This window comes from Candidatus Woesearchaeota archaeon, assembly GCA_018303425.1.
Classification (GTDB): Archaea; Nanobdellota; Nanobdellia; order Woesearchaeales; family JAGVYF01; genus JAGVYF01.
In genome coordinates, this window is the sequence record JAGVYF010000032.1 from 24410 (window position 1) to 43784 (window position 19375).

Here is a 19375-nt window from a genome sequence, read left to right on the forward strand (position 1 = left end):
TCATGTTTAGATTAAAATTCTAAAATGAAAAAAGAACCACTATTTTTTCTGAGAAAAAAGTTTATGGGGGGATTTATTGCAGTATTAATGATTCTTAGTATTAGTGCAGTATTCACTTCAAACACTAATTCGGAAAAAGACCCCGTAGAGTTTAATGGTAAATGGTTTTATCCTTACAATTTGGGGTGGTTTACATATATAAATAATGTACAAACAGCATTTCCCTATTTACCTGATGAATTAACAAATATAAGTTCATTGCCATATGTATTCATAGACTCGCCAAAAGTTTATATTATAACCGATCCGAATGAAAAAAACATAACATTTGATTTGCTAAAACAACGATTGGTATATTTCCTAAATCAAAAAGGGATTACTTCGGTACCGGCATGCAGTCAAGAAGAGGGTTGTCCAGATTCATTACCCATAAAAGACTGTAAAGACATCAATGTAGCAGGGATATTTTTAAAAAGTGGAGTTCAATCTAGAGTATACAAAGATTACATGTGTTATGTTATTGAAGGGGACACAAGTCTCAATCTGAATAAAGCAACTGAAAAATTAATTTACCTATTATTAGGGGTAATATAAATGACAGAACCAACAAAAATCGAAAAAAATCCAGATACTAAAATTAATGAAAATATTGCTGAAATGTTAAATTGTGCTGAAGGGGTTAAACAAACTATTTCAGATCATTCTTCAATTATGGAAAATAATTCGGAACCTGAAATTATTTCAAAAACAAAATTTCATAGCTTCTATAAAGGTGAAAATCTCAATGAGGAAGAAAATGCCGGAGAAAACAACGAACAGATAGCTATTGAGGAAAGGCAGAAAGAAATCTTAAATTTTATTAAACAACAAAAAAAAAAAATCCCTTATGCAATTCTTGCAATAATCTTGTGGATTGCGTATCAAATAAGAGTTAGTAATATTCCTTTAATGAGAGATATAACAACACAAAGACTTATACCGATAGATCCGGATGCATTCGTTTTTTTGAGATATGCAAAATATCTACTTGGGCATGGAACATTGCAATATTGGGACACTATGAGATATGTGCCTTATGGTTTTAATCCGCAAGAAAATTTACTTGGAACATCTTATGTTAGTGTAATTATATTTAAAATAATTAGCTTTTTTAATCCGGCATTCACAATTGACTCAGCGCACGTATATTATCCTCCAATAGTATTTGTTTTTGGCATGATTTTTTTTTATCTGCTTGTTAAAAGATTATTTGATTTTAGAATATCATTATTGGCTACAACCACTTTAGCATTCATTCCAATTTTTCTTTTCCGAACAATGGCGGGGGTTTCAGATAAAGAATCTGCCGGATTTCTATTTTATTTTTTAATATTGTATTTGTTTGTCAGATCCTGGCAAGAAACAAATACATTTAAAAGTATAATGTGGGGATTATTTTCGGGCTTGTCCACAGCGTTAATGGCATATACGTGGGGCGGGGTCAAATTTATTTATTTGACAATCGGGGGATTTATTTTAGTTGAAATATTTTTAAATAAATTTAAGGAAAAGGATTTTTATTCATATTCTGCATGGTTCAGCATGATGATTGGTTTTTCAATAATTCATCCTAATCTATTGGGGTTTAAAATATTGTTAACCTCTTTTACATCTGGTATCATAGTAATTGCATTTGGAGTTGGTTTGGTATATCATTTCTTAATTAACAAAAATTTATTTAATCTTAAGAAAACTATAGAAAAAAAAACCATCCCAGGATTAGCATGTTTAATTATCACAGTATTTTTTGGAGTAATTATTTTATCCGGGTTATATGGTCCAGCTATAATTCCGCAAAAAGCCGAAAATATTTACACAGATCTAATCAATCCTTATGGTAAGGATCGGTGGCAATTAACAGTCGCAGAAAATCATCAGCCATTCCTAACAGACTGGGTTGGACAAATGGGCTGGTTTTATATATTATTATTTTTTATAGGGTCCGGTGTTTTATTTTATGAATTGTTAAATCCTATTAAAACTAGCTTAAAAGAGTTAAAATTAAATTATATAAATCAATTTACATTAACAATCTTATATGGACTATTCATATATTTCTTTGTATTTAGCAGATATAGCCAAAATTCAACGTATTTCAACGGTGTTAGCACAATTTCAAAGTTTGCGTATATTGGCTCAATTATAATATTTTCGCTTATATTATTTGGAATATATTTATATTCATATTACATAGATAAAAGAGTTTATGAAAATATAAAGTTAATTGATAAAAAATATATTCTTTTAATAATTTGGTTTATAATCGCATTAGTCGGTGCAAGAGGAGCAATAAGATTGTTAATGGTGCTTGCGCCAATTACAGCAATAATTGCATCATATTTCATATTCAAAATGGTAGATTATAGTTTGGCGTTAAAAGATAAGCGTTATAAATATGCGGCATTAGGATTAATTATATTATTGGTTGGCAGTCCCTATGCATTGGGTTCAACATTAAGCGAAGGTTATTTAGTGAATTTTTATAAACAGATTTCTGGAAGCGCGCAATACAGTGGTCCAGGTTATGATAGGCAATGGCAAATTGCAGGACAATGGGTTAGAGAAAATACACCAACTGATTCAGTATTTGCACACTGGTGGGATTATGGTTATTTTGTACAAACTGGATTTGAAAGGGCTACAATAACAGATGGAGGTAACGCTCACGGTTATTGGAATTATCAAATAGGGAGACATGTTTTAACTGCTCAAAATGAAATTGAAGCATTAGAAGTATTATATGCGCATAATGCCACATATTTATTAATTATTAGCGATGAAATTGGAAAATATACCGCATATTCATCTATAGGTTCAGATAAAAACTACGATAGATATTCATGGATAACCAGTTTTAGGCTTGACCCGCAGAGAACACAAGAAACACGAGATCAGACAATACTATTTTACGGCGGTTCATATGTACTTGATGACGATTTTGTTTACGAAGGACAAATATATCCTAGACAAGGTGCAGGAATTGGGGGGATATTTTTACCATTTGAAACAAGAGAAACATTTAACGAAAACAATGAAACTATCACAGTCCCAAATTATAAACAACCGACTGCGGCATTATTTTTTAATAACCAAAGAAAAGATGTACCTATTGAATGTTTATATGTAAACGGAGTTAAAACAACCTGGGATACGCCTGGATTAAAAGGTTGTTTTAGAATAGAACCTATAATTGAGAATAATCAAATGAACCCTATTGGCGCAGGTTTGTATGTGTCAGAAGAAGGAGTTCATGCATTATGGACACAATTATTTTTATTCAATAAAGGAACTCCTAATTTTGAATTAGTATATGATGACAGCAATCAAATGCCTCTTGCGTTATATCAAGGCAGACAAATTGGGCCTTTAAAGATATGGAAAATTAATTACCCCAAAGACTTTAAAGTAAGTGAAGAAAAGCTTAAATTATATCAAGGATTTACTCATGAAAATCCAGATTCACTCATAATTTAAATTAAGTATACTAAATGAAAATTTGCCTAAACCCCTATATTGAAGGCTCTGGTGTAGGAACTTACACTTTAGAACTTGCAAGATATCTCTCTAAGAATTCAGAACATGAGATAGTTGTAATTGGAGACAAAAAATTAGAAAATCCAGAGTATAACATCAAAGTATTTGAAAGCCCAAAACAAAGGTCTTTTTTTTTTGAAATACCCCCTTTTTCTTGGTTTTATGGGCCATACCAAGACTATCTAATTTCTGAGCTGGTTAATAAGATTAAACCAGATATTTTCCATACGAGCGACCATTTGGCGTTTAATAGGGTTAAGTGCCCTACAATTAGTACGGGGTGGGATTATCCTAAGGGACTATTAGAATGTGTTAAACTTGCCTTAAATTATGAAAAAAAATCTTTATTGCTTTATAGAATTATCCGGGAAATAGAAATGAGTATCAAGGATTGGCTTGCCATTAAAAAGGTTAAAAAAGTATTGTGTGTTACAAATCATGTTAAACAAAATATAGGAAATAAAGGAATTTTTCTTCCGCCAGGAATTAATATTCAAAAAAATAACGAAAAAAAGTTTGAAAGGCTTACTTTAACATTTATTGGGAGAAATCATATCTGGATAAAACGCAAAGGTTTAAAATATTTATTAGACGCGCTTAGTTTGATTGAAAAATATTGTAAAATCGATTATGATTTAGTATTAATTGGAAAAATCCCTTCGAAATTTAAAAAAGTTTTAGCAAATTATAAAACAATCCGGAGCCATATTAAGCTAAAAGGGCTTTTATCACGGGAGAATACATTAAATATAATTAAAAAATCACATTTACTTGTTGCGCCTTCATTATATGATGAATTTAATTTTGGAGTATTAGAAGCATTATCCTGCGGAATACCGGTTATCGCATCAAAGTATAATTATTCATTCCAAGACATGATCGGACATAATGAAACCGGAATATTGGTCAATATTTATGATAAGAAACAATTTGCAAAAGAATTGTTTAACCTAATTCAAAACAAAACTAAATTAAACATATTAAGCAAAAATACAGTTAAAAGAGTTAAAGAAAAGTATTCATGGGAAGTCCAGGTACCTAAAATTTTAGAAGTTTACGAACATTATCTCTAATTTTTCGTTCTATTCCAATTGCTCCATAAAATCCAATTTGAAATCTTAATTTAGCTAAGATTGATTGAACCGCCATGTGATAACGTTTAGTTTTAAACAGAATAACGGGGTCATAAACCGCATATCTTGCATATGTAATAAACGCATTAACAAACTTCCTATCGTAGACCCATGGTAATGAATCAAAACCATAACCGCCTTTTTCAATTGGATCAGATGATTTTTTAAAAGCTTCGCCCATTATTTCAGGCCACCCTCTTAAAGTTTTAGCTTCGGGAACACCAAACTTTTTAGCAATATCATACAACTCACACCCTGGATAAGGACGGTATAAGTGAGGACCCAAAAGAACAGATGAAGGGCATAATTTAATTATTTGTTTCATAATATCTAAAGTCATCATAATATCTTCTTTTGTTTCGCCGGGCAATCCAACAATAAACGAATATACTGGTTTTATTCCATACTTATTACAAACTTCAGCAGATTTTAATATTTGTCCAGGTGTAATCCCTTTCCTTAAAAATTTTAACATTTTAGGTGAACCTGATTCAGCGCCAAAACTTAGATTGACACAACCACAATCTTTTAATTTTTTCATAACTTCATCATCAACAATTCCAATTTCAAAAAAATCAACTCTGGCATTTGCAGCCCACTCAATTTTAATATTTTTTTCTATTAACGCATCACAAAACTCAATAATCCTTTTTTTTGTTAAAAAGAAGATTTCATCTCTGAAATTTATCCATTCAATACCGTAGATTTTTACAAGATTTTCAATTTCATCTACTACATTCCTTACTTCTTTAACGCGCCATTTACGATAACAATTTAAAGCGGTGTTTATACAAAATGTACACATGTAAGGACAGCCCCTGCTAGTTTGCACAGGCAACTGTTTAACTGGTATAGGATCAGACCAAGTGCCACCAATTAAAAACTGATTTAAATCATAAAATGACCAGTTCCAGGCAGGTAAATCATTAATCTCATGAAATTTCTTCTGGGGGTTAAATATTAATTCACCATTCTTTTTATACCCCAAACCATCAATATTTTCAAAATCTTCTCCTAATTCTAAAGCTTTCAATACATCTAAAAAAGACCAATCTCCTTCTCCCTGGATAACAAAATCCACTAATGGATCATCTAACGTTTGTTTAGGAAATAAACTTGGATGATATCCCCCCCATACAAGCGGCATTTTAGGGTAATTTTGTTTAATTTTACTAGCAATTCTTAAAGCAGAATCAACTTGTGCCGTCATAACAGATAAACCCACACAAAGTGAATCTTTTATTTCTCTTTCTAAAACAGGCCAAAAATCTTTTCCTTGTTGAAGATATTTCCGAGAATCAAAAATAACCGGTTCATAACCTTCTTGTTTAATATATGTTGCAATAGCCAAAAGACCCAGATGTGGTGGTAGCGGTTTAAGGTCCATATCACTAGGCATCCATGTATTTATTAATACTATTTTTTTAGTCATAATTTTAAAACCTCATCATATATTGAGGTGAGTTTATCAGCAACCTTAGATGCAACTAAATTTTGTTTTGCAAATTCTTTTACATTCTTAGCCAATTTATTTCTTAATTTCCCATCATTTAATAATTTGTCCATAGCCAAAACAATATCATTCATCCTCGGTTCAATCACTAAAGCATTAACATTATTACTTAAAAAATCTGAAGAACCGCCCCTTCCTCTAAAAGTAATTATAGGTTTTCCACAACAGGCCGCTTCTGCCCAACCTCTGCCAAAAGCTTCAAACCATAAACTTGGAAACACAAAAATATCAGAGGAGTAATAATATTTTTTAATATCATCAACAGAAACTTGACCCAAAAATTTAATATTCGGATATTTATGTTGGATTAATTTAATATTTAAATTATTTTCTTTTCTAATATCTCCCGCTATTAGTAATTTGGTGTCATCTTGTTTAAGCTTAATAAATGCTTCAATCAAAACCCTTACGCCTTTAAATGGTTCACCGCCGCCCTGATAAAAAATTGTTTTTTTGTCAAAATGCAACCGTTTTTGGGGTTTAATCAGCATATCATCATCAATTGGCTGATTGCACACATAAATTTTATTCTTAACTCCATTAATACGTAATAATTTTTTTAAAGTTGGGCTAATTGCAATAATCCCATTAATATCATTAAGAAGTTTAATTCTTTGATTTCTGTTATAATATCTTAATGGATAAAAAAATAATGCTGATAATTTTTCATTCAGAGGCCTAACATTTTTTTCTTTAATTTGACAAACTAGTCCTTTAAAGAAACTACATTTAAAGCACGGAACCCCAAAATTAGAGTCATATTTGATATGGACTCCAGTTTGGCACGTGATTAAATTATTAATTGTTGATAATAAAGGTATGTCTAATTTTTTAGAAATCGGATAAACTTTATCAAGATCTTTGATATTATGATGTAAGATAATATCCGGTTTAGATTTTATTAACGCTTTTTCCATTTCAAGTATACTTTTAAAAAAGGTAACATGATGTCCGGCTTTATTTAGATATTTGAAAGTAGTTGAAGAACTATTTCCGCCTCCGCCCATTTGTGTGATATCTTGGGTTGAATAAAGATAGATATTAAGCCGTTTCATGAGAGAATGGAATAGATAGCCATTTAAAAAAGTTATGAATCACTAAAAGTAGTAACTTTACCCGTTTTTTGATATTTATCTGTACGGTCAAAAAATGCCTTAAGTCCGCCATAATATTGATAGATTATATTAACGATTAAAAAGGGGGGATAAATTAAAGCATAGAAGAATACAACATATTCCATTCTATTAAAGATTGACATAAAAATGATAAAAATATTCCTAAATGAAAGTTGAAACAAAAACATTAATTTACTTAAGTTAAAGAATATTCCCGTTAATAATCCAGGTTTTTTATTGTTTTTAGGTGCAGTATTAAAAAACAAGCGCCCTAATATCTCTTGTTGTTTATTTTTGTGATAACAATAATAATTATATGTCGCATAACGCAGATTTACAATTAAATCATATGATATCATTGACATAAGCATAATAAAACCCATGCCCAAAATCCAAAAACTTTCTGTTTTAATAAAAGATCCGAATACAATACCAAATAAAATTGCGATCTCTCCTAAATGTCCGGCTAATGCATCCATATGGTGTCCCTCAATAGAAGACATTTTTTTAAATCTTGCAATTTCTCCATCAATACAATCAGCATACCACATTAAGAAAAATAAAAAACTACCATATAAACCGAATATATAATCTCCAGTAGCATAAAATATTCCAGCCATTACACCAAACACTAAACTCATTAATGTTATTTGCGTGGGGGTAATTTCTGGAATATGCAAAGATAACCAAGTACCATAAATAGAGATTTTTCTATAAGATCTGGAAAACCAATCTTCCATCTCATTTTTATAAATTATTTTTTTTAATTTTTTAATTGAGGGAATATGCATTTCTATAGAAAAATAAAGAGAGTTTATTAAGCTTATCGAATATTAAGTATATAAATCAACTATGAAATATTAAAAAATAATGATAGATACTTAAGCTTTTAATGAACGACATACAAAAAACACAGTATTTCTGCTCTTTAATTTTAAATCTTCGGGAGCAATAATATTTCTCCACTCATAAATTACTAATTCAAAACCGGCGTGTGCAATTTGCTGTTTAATTTCAGATAATTTGGGTATATGAATGTATTGTCCATGCTTATATTTTTCCCTAGTGGCATTTTTCCAAAACTTATCTCCAAATTCAATCTCATTGGCAGGAAAACCAAATCGCTCTAAAATATACATTTTTATCCATTGCATTATCCAATATGGAGTTCGTTTTCCTATTTCTCTTATGTGGGATGTGAAAATAAAATACCCTCCGGGTTTTAAAACCCTATATACTTCTTTCAATGCTTTTAATCTGTCTTCTTTTCCGGGGATTTGATCCCATCCGTTAAACGAAAATAAAGCGCCATCAAAATTTTCATTTATGAATTCTAAATTTGTTACATTTCCGATATTAAAGTCAGTCTTTGTCTTTAATTCTTCGGCGATTTTTTTTGCAGAGGTTATCATCGCAGGTGTTAAATCTATCCCTATTACTTTATAACCCATCCTTATTAATGGGAAAGTCGTCCTGCCAGAACCGCAACCAACATCTAAAATTTTTGACCCTTTTTTAAAATACTTATTAAATAATTTTTCTTCTGACTGCCATAACCCCTCTTTAGTCATTTCTCTATATGCCTCTTGAACTCCTGCACCTGAATATTCATCAATAACTATCTCTTGAATTAATTTTTTGCATTTCATATAACCATGATTTATCTGATATTTATAAAATTACCTAAAAAGTAATATAAGTTTGTCTCATATTATTTATTTGCGTATTGAGTTATTGCCCTAAACTTCATTGTAACTTAGAAAGTATCTCCTTGAGAATATATAATTTTAAATATTATACTTTTTACTTAAAAATCAGTATGACTCATCAATTAAACTCAATTAAAAAAGTATTACTTTTAACTCCTTCTTTTACAGTAGATAAAACATCAATCAGAAGATTAGTAAATCCCATAAATTTTTTATATATTGGAGCTGTTCTTGAACAAAATGGTTATGAGGTTGTTATTGTAGATAGCCCTTGTGAAGGTTATGATAATATTTCAGAAGAGGGAGAATATGTTACTTATGGATTAAGCCCTGAACAAATAAAAGAAAGAATCAACCTTGAAAAACCTGATGTAGTTGGTGTTGCATGTTCTTTTTCATTTAATGAAGAAAAAGTAAATAAATTATGCACTTTGATAAAATCCCTAGATACCAATATCATCACTATAGTTGGAGGAATACATCCTAGTTTCTTTCCGAAAGAAATGATGGAAGAATGCAGTGATATTGATTTTATTGTTCTAAACGAAGGCGAATATCGGGCATTAAATTTATTGAATGCTTTGAAAAATGGAAAATCTTATGATGAAATTGAAGGAATTGCATTTCGTAAAAACAATGAGATAAAAATAAATCCTGCTAAGGGATTTATTCAAGATTTAGATAAAATTCCTTTCCCTGCGAGACATTTAGTAAATATGGAAAAGTATTTTGAAATTGGAATGCATGCAAATCCATTTGTGCGTAACAGAAGAGTTGCAAGAGTTTTAACATCAAGGGGGTGTCCTTTTAATTGTTGTTTTTGTCCGGGCACAAGTTATTGGGGAAGATTCCGGCCAAGAAGTGTTGAAAACATAATTGAAGAAATGAGAATACTTAAAGAAAAATATCATGCAGGAGAGTTACACTTTTTAGATGATAATCTTACCCTCGATCGTAAAAGGGCAATGGAATTATTCAAAAGAATGAAGGAAGAGAAATTTGGTTTTAAGTGGTGTACTCCCGGCGGAATAATGATGAAAACATTAGATGAAGAACTAATCAAAGCTATGGCTGAATCCGGATGTTACCAATTAACATTTTCACCTGAAACCGGAAGTCAAAGGGTACTTGATCAAATTATCCACAAACATTTCGATCTAAAAATAGTTAAGCCATTAGTAGAGATATGTCATAAACATGATATAGATGTGCACTCAAATTTTATAGTGGGGCTGCCTGGTGAAACCCGCGAAGAATTAATGATGACTTTTAATTTTGCAAAAGAAGTTGATTTTGATAGTGTTGCTTTTTTTATTGCGGTTCCTGTTGTAGGAACTGAATTATACAATATATGTAAAACGCGGGGATGGCTTAAAAATACAAGTCGTACTGCTGATTTCAAGCATGCAAATATTTTTATCGGTGAACATGAAAAAGAATTTGTCATGCCCAGAGAGGAATTAGAAAAATTAGTTGAAACAAATACCAGGGAATTTAATGAATGGAGCAAACAAAAAAATCCTGAAAGATGGAACCGTAAATTCAAGATATATAATGAAACAAAAAAAGATCTTTCTGATAAAATTATGGGAAGGGTTGTTTAAACTAAAGTGGGAGAGAAATAAATGGTAACTGTTTATACAACCGGAACTTGGGATTTATTTCACATAGGACATCTTAATATATTGAGAAGATCAAAAAAATTAGGAGACAAATTAATTGTGGGCGTTAGCACCGACGAGTTAGTTAATTCATATAAAGAAAATTTAGTTATTCCCTTTGTAGATCGCGCGGAAATTATACAAGCTTGTAAATATGTAGATGAAGTAATATCTCAACATAAATTAATGGATATAAGTCAATTAATTGAAATAAATCCGGATATAGTTACCATAGGCAGTGATTGGAAAGATAAGTATTTAGAAGGTTTAGAATGGTTTAAGCAACAACCAAATAAAAAAGTAGTTTACTTGGATTATACTGGGCGCATTAGTTCAACTACAATCAGAAATAAGCTGTTTGGTTTTGATATGCATGAAAATCTTCTAAAGCCCAAGTTATTTACCATTGGTTGTCATGAATCCAGAGACATGATGTATAACAGGTCTCCTGAATTTTCTAAGCTTTATTTGAAATTGCAGGATGGATTAAAAGAACTTTTTAAAACAAAGAATGATGTATATATTTTAACTAGCTCTGGAACTGGCGCAATGGAGTGTGTTATAACAAATATATTATCTAAAGGAGATGAAGTTTTAGTAGTTAACGGGGGGCCTTTCGGACAAAGATGGGCCGAGATATGCAAGTGTTTTGGAATTCATGTTAAAGAATTAAAGGTGGAATTTGGAAAATCAATTAAGCCAACTGAGATTGAAGCTAATTTAGCTGGAAATATAAAAGCTGTTTTTGTGACGCATAATGAGACTTCATCATGCAATCTTACGGATGTTAAAACAATTGGGGAAATTGTCAAAAAATCAAATGCTTTATTTGTAGTTGATGCCATTTCAAGTTTTTTAGGTGAGGAATTAGAAGTTGATAATTGGGGAATTGATGTAGTAATCAGCAGCAGTCAAAAAGCATTGTTGCTTCCGCCAGGTTTATCATTTATATCATTGAGTGAAAAAGCCTGGAAAAGCACTTCTGATTTACCTAAATATTATTTTGATTTAAGAAAATATAAATCTGAGCTAATAAGAGGTCAAACTCCTTTTACTCCCGCGATAAGTTTAATATTGCAACTTTCAAGACAGATCAATAAAAGATATTCTTTTAATAGTTCGGTTGTCAGAAATAGCATAGTTAATTTGGGTTATTCGCTTGTAGGAGAAAATCCTTCCAATTATGGCACTGCATTTTATGCAAACGATGCGCCGCAAATAATTGAAGCATTTAAAAAAGAAAAAATTCTTGTTAACCCTTCTGCTCCCCCTTATGATAAGAGCATAATTAGGGTCGCAATAACAAATGCAGAAGATGCCCAGCATTTTTCAGAAATTTTAAAAAAAATAACTAACGAAATGAATTTTAAAATAAGAGAAAAAGATGAATTGCCCCGTTTGTGATTTTGAATAAATCCGAAATGACTTTTTTATAAGGTTGATTTTTTTGGTTAAGGCAGGCATATATTTAGTGGCGCAAAATTTATTCATGATTCTTTTAAAAATAGATTATTCATCTTTTACAAAAATCCCTATCTGCTTTTAAAAATTAGATGTTATTACTTCATGGGTTTAATACCTTGTAGCTTACTGCGATAATTAATTAAATACATGAATTTCAAAAATACCGCGCAGCTTGTCGTGGTTGGGATTTTTATTTTAAAAAATATGGGAGACAACACAATTTATAAATTGGACACTATTTATGTACAATCATGAAACAAGATTCAAATGATGCATTAAAAATTCTAGTAAAAGGAGCAGGATTTGTATACTTTGGAATGATTTTTTCAAAGATTTTAACTTACTTATACAGGATTGTTATCGCAAGAATTGGAACTTCAGAATATGGAATTTTTTCATTGGGTCTTGCAATTATTAATATGGTAATGTTTATCCCACTCCTTGGCATGGATGAAGGAATAGTAAGATATGTTTCATACTATTTGGGATTAAAAGAAGATGCTAAAATCAAGGGCACAATAACAACTGCATTAAAAATATCGGGATTCTTAAGTTTAATAGTTACGACAATTTTATTTTTTAGTTCAGAATATATAGCAATAAATATTCTCAGAGAACAATCACTAAATATTATCCTAAATGTTTTAACTTTATCTATCCCATTTTATGTTATAAGTACAATTTATTTAAGCGTCATTAAAGCTTACAAAAGAATGGATTATTGGGTTTTTATTAAAAGTATAACTGAAAATATCTCTAAAATTGGGATAACCTTTATATTAATTTTCAAAGGTTTTGGTCTTCTCGCTGCGGCAATAGGATATACTGTTTCTTTAATAATTGCATGCATAATCGCAATTATGATTGTAGAATTTAAATTTGTCAAAATATTTAGTTCAAAAATTAAAAGTATTACATCAACTCGAAAATTAATTGGATACTCTTGGCCAATTATGTTCCACATTATAATTGCGCAATTATTGGGTTGGACAGATACTTTAATGATAGGATATTTTAAAAATTCTATTGAAGTTGGAATTTATAATGCGGCGCTTCCTACTGCCCACGTTATGACAATTATTCCCGCAGGAATATTCTCACTATCTATTCCAATTATGACTGATTTATATGCCCAAAAACAAAAAAACGAATTTATTAATGTATACCAAACAGCAAATAAATGGGTATACTATTTTATGGTTTACCTGTTAATTATTTTTACAATATTCAGCAAAGAGATATTAAACATTCTTTTTGGTAGTGAATATGTTACTGGAAGTTTAACATTGATTGCAGGAGCAATTGGATACTTTATCTATTCAAATGGTTCGGGAGACTGCATTTTAAAAGTGATTGGTAAAACTAAATATATTATGATAAATACACTAATATCAACGACCCTTAACATTATTTTAAACTATTTTTTAATTCCAAGATACGGGATGTTGGGTGCTGCTGCTGCATCAACAATATCACTTGGAGTCTGGACATTTTTAGGATTTATTGAATCATATTACATAACAAAAATACATCCATTCAAAAAAGGTTTTATAAAAATTACAATTATAGGTATAATTACATATGTACTAACAAACCTATTAAATAAATATCTTATAGTAAGTGTTATGAAATTAGCGCTGGGTTTAATATCCGCAGCACTAATATTTATCTTCTTGATTATTATTACAAAAACATTAGATAGAGAAGATAAAGCCATCCTTAATGCGATAAAAAATAAGATTACTAAGCAAATCCTAACAAAAATCTTGCACCTTTAACATACCTTTTAAAATCTTCATAACTTCTGATTCTTTTCAGATGATTAAAAACACATACAGGTCTTAAATAAAATTCTCTCATTGCGCGTTTTTCCATAGCTTTGATCTCTTCTTCATTTTTATAACCAAATGGCACAAAAACGGGTTCCCATATATTATATTTAGAATAATCCGTACTTAATGTTCCGTACTTATGAGCCTCCGCAAACAACTTAGTACCGGGATAAGGGGTTGTGATACAAAACTGTGCATATTCAGGGTTAAGTTTTTTTGCAAACTCAATTGTTTTTAATGCCTTTTCAGGAGTTTCACCTGGCAATGCAAGCATAAATGATGCCCTAATCTCAATACCTATTTCTTTACACCAAGCATTTGATATTTCAATTTGTTGTAAAGTTATGCCTTTATTAATGTTATTTAACAATTCTTGATCACCTGATTCATAGCCAAAAAAAATGTTCCAACAACCTGCATTATACATTTTTTGCAAAAGCTCTTTTGTTACTGTATCTACTCTAGAATAACATGTCCAAGTAATTCCCAAATTAGCATTCATCATTTCATCACAGAATTCCTCCATCCACTTTTTATTAGATGTCATCATATCGTCCCAAAATGAAATATCCTTGGCCTCATACTTATCCTTCAAGTGCTTTATTTCTTCAACAACTAACTTAGGAGACCTTGCCCTAATCTGCCTTCCAAAAATTGCATTATCTGAACAAAAACTGCACGCAAATGGACATCCCCTGATTGCCACCATATGGACAATAGGCAAATTTTTATATTGATTTGGCAAAGGAACATATTTATCCATTGGCAATAAATCTCTAGCAGGGTAGGGTAAAACATCCAAATCAGGAATCAAAATTCTTTTATTAGTGACAACAATTTCTTTATCCAATTTAAAAGCAATACCATCAATCTCTTTTAATTTGAACTTACTTGATAAAAATGCCTCATAATCATAACTTAAACTTTTATAAAAATCTAAAACTTCAACAGCAGTTATCTCTCCTTCACCAATAGCAACAATATCAAAACAAGATTCATCTTTAACAACATTGTAATAATCTATAGTCGCATGATGTCCTCCAAGAATAATTAATATTTTAGGAAACTTTTCTTTAATTTTATTAGCTAATGAAATGGCTCTATGATAAATAGGCGTCAATGACGTGATTCCAATAGACTTAGGTTTATGAATAGCAATATATTGAATAATATCTTCTTCATTATAATTCAATGCTAATGAATCTATCAGACCAATTGAAAAGTTTTTTTCCCTTACATAAGCGGCAAGCGAGGCTAGTCCAAGCGGGGGTAAATGACCTCCTGTATCACCAACATCTCGGGCATAACGTTCTTTAGGAGACAGCGGGGGAGAAATAAATAATATATCCATCTTAATCACCTATAATAACCCATAATTGAATAAAATCTTATTTTTAACAAATCACGGAACATTGATATGCCTGCAGTTATTGGGTTGACTTTTGACCCGGGAGGATTGTTTGATGTTACCGGAATATCTTTTATTCTAAACCCTAATTTTCTTGCTAAAAATAAAATTTCAACATCAAAAGCCCATCCGTTTATTAACTGTCTCTGAAATATGGTTTTTGCGGCTTTTTTTGTAAAAAGCTTAAATCCGCATTGCGTATCTGGTATGCCTTTAATAATTAGCAATTGAACTATCCAACTAAATACTTCGCCAATAAAACGTCTATATAAAACTTCCCCTACTAATGAACCAGAAAGTGAACGTGACGCAATAATGACATCAAAATCTTTTAAATATGGCAGGAATTTATTCATTTCGAATAATGATGTATGTAAATCTGCATCTGTAAAAAGTATTAAATCGCCAGTCGATTCACGGACTCCTTTTCTTATTGAATAACCTTTTCCGCTATTTTCAGAATTTTGAAATAACCTAAAATTGAATTTATTAAGAATATAATTATCTACAATTATATTTGTATTATCAGTACTCCCATCATCTACTATTAAAACTTCATAATTAAAAGGATACTTTGTAAAATAATAATCAATCTCTTTTAATGTTCCTAAAATTCTTTTTTCTTCATTATATGCCGGAATTATTATCGATAATTTCATATTGCTGAACTTCATATTTTAGATTAATTCAAAAAAATTACACAGATTAAATAACTTTCGTTTGTGTATATGTGCATAGTCTTTGCCACTTTTGATACAACCTAATTTAGGGTAATTTAGTTAATTACATCTCTAACATATATTTTAAAATGTCCAAATTCTTTCTTTAAAATAAATTTTTCATCCAAATAATCTTTTACTTCTGGATTTAATCCACCCATATGTTCATTTAAAAAAGAAGAGTAAATAAAATAAGAAACATTTTCTAATTTGCCCAAATGATTCGTGTTATATGGCCCAATGATTGATCCGCATGAACTGGGCAATCTATAAACTAATGAATTATTAACCCTGCAATAATTATTTACAAAAAAATCATCATCTCTATAATATTTTCCGCCAATCAAAAATCCGGCATCATCTCTCACTACAATAAGCGCATCTTTTTTATAAATATTTTTCATGTAATCAATCAGTTCATCATATCCCCGTTCACCATAAAGATTGACAGTTGAATAATCAACAATAGACTGTGAGAGATTAATAGATACAAAAAAAATAACCGAAATAACCAATAATGCGCTAAAGCGATATTTTCGTTTAATCGATAATATAAACATGAGGGGGGAAAAATATAGTGAAAGCAAGATTAAGTAATAAATTGAATCAATATTATAAGGCAAAAGCTTGGGGAGCATCAAAAAAGGGTCAGGTAAACTAAAAAATAAAACGCTTGATAATAAATAAACTGCCAAATGATTCTTTTTAAATTTGAATTTAAAACCAAATGGATAAAAAATTAACAAAAGTATTAAACCAAATAATGGAAATTTATAGTAAATATCTGGCGCTTTAATCGAATAAGCTAACCAACCTAAAATCACAAAAATAAAAATTAAATCAATTTTTTCAGCAGTTCTTGTTTTAAAATAAGCAATCAAGCGATATAAAAAAGAAGATGCAAACAAAACCATAATATATGGAGACACCCAAAAAGAATCATATGCTAATGCGGTTAAGATGTGTTTAACAATTATTTTGAATGACAATGGGGTTGCTATCCTCGCAAAAGTATAATTTAAAGTTTCAGCAAAAGTGTCAATAGAATATTGCGAAAAAAGCCACATCGCAATTAAGAAAAGTCCAACACCCATAATACTGGTCCAAAAAGTTACATGAAATGCTTGGAAATATTTTGTTCTTAGGACATAATATAAAAACAAAGAAAGGATCAATATCGGCACTGTTGTGTATTTAATTAACAGCAAAATTCCTAACATTAAGCCAAAAATTAAAAAATTAAATTTATAATCTTCATATTTTAAAATTAAAAAAATAAAAATTCCCAAAAGTGCCGGATAAAATAAAGTATCCATGGATTGATAAGTAGACTTTTGAACGACAAGGTGGGATGTTAAATATAAAATTGGAATTAGATAAAAAAGATATTTATTTTTTTTAGCAGAATAAATTTGTTTCGAGATAATCGTTAAAACAAGGATTGTTATTAACACATTTAGATATCCGACAAATCTTAAAGAAAAAATAGATTTTCCTAAAAATAGATAAAATAAATATAAAATATATGCACCAAGCGGGGGATGCGCTAAACCATTAATATAATCACCAATGATCCCTCCGCCATATTGGTATCCTGTTTCTTCTCCACGATATACTAAGGGAAGCCCTAATTTATCAATCCCGTCAACTAATTTATAATAATAAATGTCATCATATTTAGGCATTTGATTAAGATGTATATTTAAAAATAAACTCAGATTAAATATAAAAGCCAATAACAGCATTATCTTTAAAAAATTCCGGTTCATCTCCCCACACCCATATAAATTATCCCCCGTGATTCAATATTTTTTTTATTCAAACAATTTCTTCCATCAATTATAATTTTAACATTTTGCAATTTAGATGATTCTATTTCTTTAAATTTTGAGTGTGCAGTACAAATCACTAACACTTCGCATTTTAAGGCATTTTCTAAAGAAGCAACATTTGAATGTTTAGGCAACCAGGGGTCATAAACGGATAAATCCGCCCCTAAACTTTTCAATCCTGAAATAACTTTTAATGCTGGACTTTCACGGAAATCGTCAATATCCGGTTTATATGCAACACCAAGAACTGCAATTTTTGTTCCATTAACACATCTGCCGACAGAATTTAATGCCGAAATTAAACGTGAGATTGTGTAATTTGGCATGCTATTATTAATTTCTCTTGCAAGTTTTAAAAATTTATGATCAAAACCCATCTCACTGCCTTTTTCAATTAGATAATACGGATCAACACTGATACAATGGCCTCCGACCCCACAACCGGGATAATGGGGCATAAATGCAAATGGTTTTGTTGCTGCGCCTTTAATCACTTCAGTAATGTCAATCCCCATCCTGTCAAAACATTTTGCAATTTCATTAATAAAAGCAATATTAATATCCCTAAAACTATTTTCTATAATTTTTGAAGCTTCTGCCGCTTTAAGAGAGGATACTTCGACAATTTCAGCATCTATGAAAGAACGATAAAATTCAGATGCTAATCTTAAACTTTCCTTAGACAAAGCGCCTATAACTCTAGGCAAATCTTTTAACAAATACTTTTTATTGCCTGGATCTATTCTTTCCGGACAATGTGCAAGATAAAAATCATTGCCTGCCTTTAATCCTAATCTCTCCAATATTGGCAACATTATCTCTTCACAAGTACCAGGTGAAACCGTAGATTCAAGAATGATTATATGTCCTTTGTGCAGGCGGGGCAAGATAGATTCACACGCTGAGATTATTGGACCGAATTCAGGTTTATATTTTTCATCAATCGGTGTTGGCACGCAGATAAGAATAACTTCACAATCTTCAATCATTCCCGCATCCGTAGTTGCTAATATTTTACCCTTTAATTCTGCAATGTCCTTTTTTAAAATTTCATCATTAATCGGACTTATTCCTTGGTTAATCAAATTAATCTTTTCTTTAATTATGTCTATTCCAACTACCTGAAATCCTCTTTTTGCTAATTGACAAGCTATTGGCAAACCAAATACTTCTCAAATTGTTTGTAATTATAACAATGGGTCATTAACCTTCCATTTTTGCAAATGAAATTTGGATAATTTAAATCTGCAAAACTCCATGGTTTTTCAACTAGCTTATTTGAAAATAAATATGGCACTGTAACAATCCCCCTTAATAAATTCCTTCCCCAATTCCTTATGAAAAATAGGTTTCCCCACTTATTCCAAACTTTATCGCGAATTGAAGAATCATATAATCCTTTTGTTGCAACATAAT

At 30.5% G+C, this 19375-nt stretch carries 14 protein-coding genes and 1 pseudogene; 6 read left to right on the forward strand and 9 right to left on the reverse strand.

The genetic code is table 11. The features are described from left to right. The first annotated feature begins 24 nt into the window (after positions 1 to 24). From J4418_04400 to J4418_04410, 3 genes are read left to right on the forward strand one after another with little or no spacing between them, the layout of a single operon-like run. Positions 25 to 594 carry a hypothetical protein gene (locus J4418_04400; GenBank protein ID MBS3113295.1) on the forward strand — a complete coding sequence of 190 codons (570 nt, stop codon included), beginning with the start codon at positions 25 to 27 and terminating at the stop codon, positions 592 to 594. Then, positions 595 to 3513 carry a hypothetical protein gene (locus J4418_04405; protein MBS3113296.1) on the forward strand — a complete coding sequence of 973 codons (2919 nt, stop codon included), beginning with the start codon at positions 595 to 597 and terminating at the stop codon, positions 3511 to 3513. A gap of 14 nt (positions 3514 to 3527) precedes the next feature. Next, on the forward strand, positions 3528 to 4646 hold the full coding sequence (locus J4418_04410; protein MBS3113297.1) for a glycosyltransferase family 4 protein: 1119 nt from the start codon (positions 3528 to 3530) through the stop codon (positions 4644 to 4646). Here the strand turns inward: J4418_04410 and J4418_04415 are convergent. The 4 genes from J4418_04415 to J4418_04430 all read right to left on the reverse strand — a co-directional run bounded on the left by J4418_04415 (position 4612) and on the right by J4418_04430 (position 8983). Beyond that, on the reverse strand, positions 4612 to 6138 hold the full coding sequence (locus J4418_04415; GenBank protein ID MBS3113298.1) for a B12-binding domain-containing radical SAM protein: 1527 nt from the start codon (positions 6136 to 6138) through the stop codon (positions 4612 to 4614). The two genes, J4418_04410 and J4418_04415, sit on opposite strands and share 35 nt — an antisense overlap. Beyond that, positions 6135 to 7274, reverse strand: coding sequence for a glycosyltransferase family 4 protein (locus tag J4418_04420; protein ID MBS3113299.1), 1140 nt, complete (start codon positions 7272 to 7274; stop codon positions 6135 to 6137). Before J4418_04420 ends, J4418_04415 begins: the two co-directional genes overlap by 4 nt. Positions 7275 to 7306: 32 nt before the next feature. Beyond that, positions 7307 to 8125: a CDP-alcohol phosphatidyltransferase family protein gene (locus J4418_04425; GenBank protein MBS3113300.1), complete on the reverse strand. Its 819-nt coding sequence runs from the start codon at positions 8123 to 8125 to the stop codon at positions 7307 to 7309. 90 nt (positions 8126 to 8215) lie between these two features. Continuing rightward, positions 8216 to 8983 (reverse strand): class I SAM-dependent methyltransferase, encoded by a 768-nt coding sequence (locus J4418_04430; GenBank protein ID MBS3113301.1) that lies wholly within the window; start codon positions 8981 to 8983, stop codon positions 8216 to 8218. A gap of 170 nt (positions 8984 to 9153) precedes the next feature. Here J4418_04430 and J4418_04435 point away from each other — a divergent pair, with 170 nt between their 5' ends. From J4418_04435 to J4418_04445, 3 genes are all read left to right on the forward strand, one after another. Next, positions 9154 to 10647 (forward strand): radical SAM protein, encoded by a 1494-nt coding sequence (locus tag J4418_04435; GenBank protein ID MBS3113302.1) that lies wholly within the window; start codon positions 9154 to 9156, stop codon positions 10645 to 10647. A gap of 21 nt (positions 10648 to 10668) precedes the next feature. Beyond that, positions 10669 to 12108, forward strand: a complete 1440-nt coding sequence (locus J4418_04440) for an aminotransferase class V-fold PLP-dependent enzyme (GenBank protein MBS3113303.1) — start codon at positions 10669 to 10671, stop codon at positions 12106 to 12108. Between the two features lie 311 nt (positions 12109 to 12419). Further along, on the forward strand, positions 12420 to 13946 hold the full coding sequence (locus J4418_04445; GenBank protein ID MBS3113304.1) for a flippase: 1527 nt from the start codon (positions 12420 to 12422) through the stop codon (positions 13944 to 13946). On the opposite strand, the gene J4418_04450 is transcribed toward J4418_04445, so the two are convergent. The 5 genes and pseudogenes from J4418_04450 to J4418_04470 form a co-directional block, all read right to left on the reverse strand. After that, positions 13912 to 15351: a cobalamin-dependent protein gene (locus tag J4418_04450; protein MBS3113305.1), complete on the reverse strand. Its 1440-nt coding sequence runs from the start codon at positions 15349 to 15351 to the stop codon at positions 13912 to 13914. The genes J4418_04445 and J4418_04450 overlap by 35 nt on opposite strands. Positions 15352 to 15356: 5 nt before the next feature. After that, the gene (locus J4418_04455) at positions 15357 to 16067 is read right to left on the reverse strand and encodes a glycosyltransferase family 2 protein (GenBank protein ID MBS3113306.1); all 711 of its coding nucleotides are present in this window, start codon (positions 16065 to 16067) and stop codon (positions 15357 to 15359) included. A 116-nt stretch (positions 16068 to 16183) separates the two neighbouring features. Continuing rightward, positions 16184 to 17896, reverse strand: a complete 1713-nt coding sequence (locus J4418_04460) for a glycosyltransferase family 39 protein (GenBank protein ID MBS3113307.1) — start codon at positions 17894 to 17896, stop codon at positions 16184 to 16186. Then, positions 17893 to 19122 (reverse strand): annotated as a pseudogene (locus J4418_04465) (nucleotide sugar dehydrogenase). The gene J4418_04460 and the pseudogene J4418_04465 overlap by 4 nt, the downstream one beginning before the upstream one ends. Continuing rightward, the coding region (locus J4418_04470; protein ID MBS3113308.1) for a hypothetical protein at positions 19110 to 19375 on the reverse strand (266 nt) is incomplete at its 5' end. The gene J4418_04470 and the pseudogene J4418_04465, both read right to left, overlap by 13 nt.

Excerpts from the sequence above, each read along its gene's own strand:
- J4418_04400 (MBS3113295.1), top strand. The coding sequence starts at position 25 with ATGAAAAAAGAACCACTATTTTTTCTGAGAAAAAAGTTTATGGGGGGA.
- J4418_04405 (MBS3113296.1), top strand. The coding sequence starts at position 595 with ATGACAGAACCAACAAAAATCGAAAAAAATCCAGATACTAAAATTAAT.
- J4418_04410 (MBS3113297.1), top strand. The coding sequence starts at position 3,528 with ATGAAAATTTGCCTAAACCCCTATATTGAAGGCTCTGGTGTAGGAACT.
- J4418_04415 (MBS3113298.1), bottom strand. The coding sequence starts at position 6,138 with ATGACTAAAAAAATAGTATTAATAAATACATGGATGCCTAGTGATATG.
- J4418_04420 (MBS3113299.1), bottom strand. The coding sequence starts at position 7,274 with ATGAAACGGCTTAATATCTATCTTTATTCAACCCAAGATATCACACAA.
- J4418_04425 (MBS3113300.1), bottom strand. The coding sequence starts at position 8,125 with ATGCATATTCCCTCAATTAAAAAATTAAAAAAAATAATTTATAAAAAT.
- J4418_04430 (MBS3113301.1), bottom strand. The coding sequence starts at position 8,983 with ATGAAATGCAAAAAATTAATTCAAGAGATAGTTATTGATGAATATTCA.
- J4418_04435 (MBS3113302.1), top strand. The coding sequence starts at position 9,154 with ATGACTCATCAATTAAACTCAATTAAAAAAGTATTACTTTTAACTCCT.
- J4418_04440 (MBS3113303.1), top strand. The coding sequence starts at position 10,669 with ATGGTAACTGTTTATACAACCGGAACTTGGGATTTATTTCACATAGGA.
- J4418_04445 (MBS3113304.1), top strand. The coding sequence starts at position 12,420 with ATGAAACAAGATTCAAATGATGCATTAAAAATTCTAGTAAAAGGAGCA.
- J4418_04450 (MBS3113305.1), bottom strand. The coding sequence starts at position 15,351 with ATGGATATATTATTTATTTCTCCCCCGCTGTCTCCTAAAGAACGTTAT.
- J4418_04455 (MBS3113306.1), bottom strand. The coding sequence starts at position 16,067 with ATGAAATTATCGATAATAATTCCGGCATATAATGAAGAAAAAAGAATT.
- J4418_04460 (MBS3113307.1), bottom strand. The coding sequence starts at position 17,896 with ATGAACCGGAATTTTTTAAAGATAATGCTGTTATTGGCTTTTATATTT.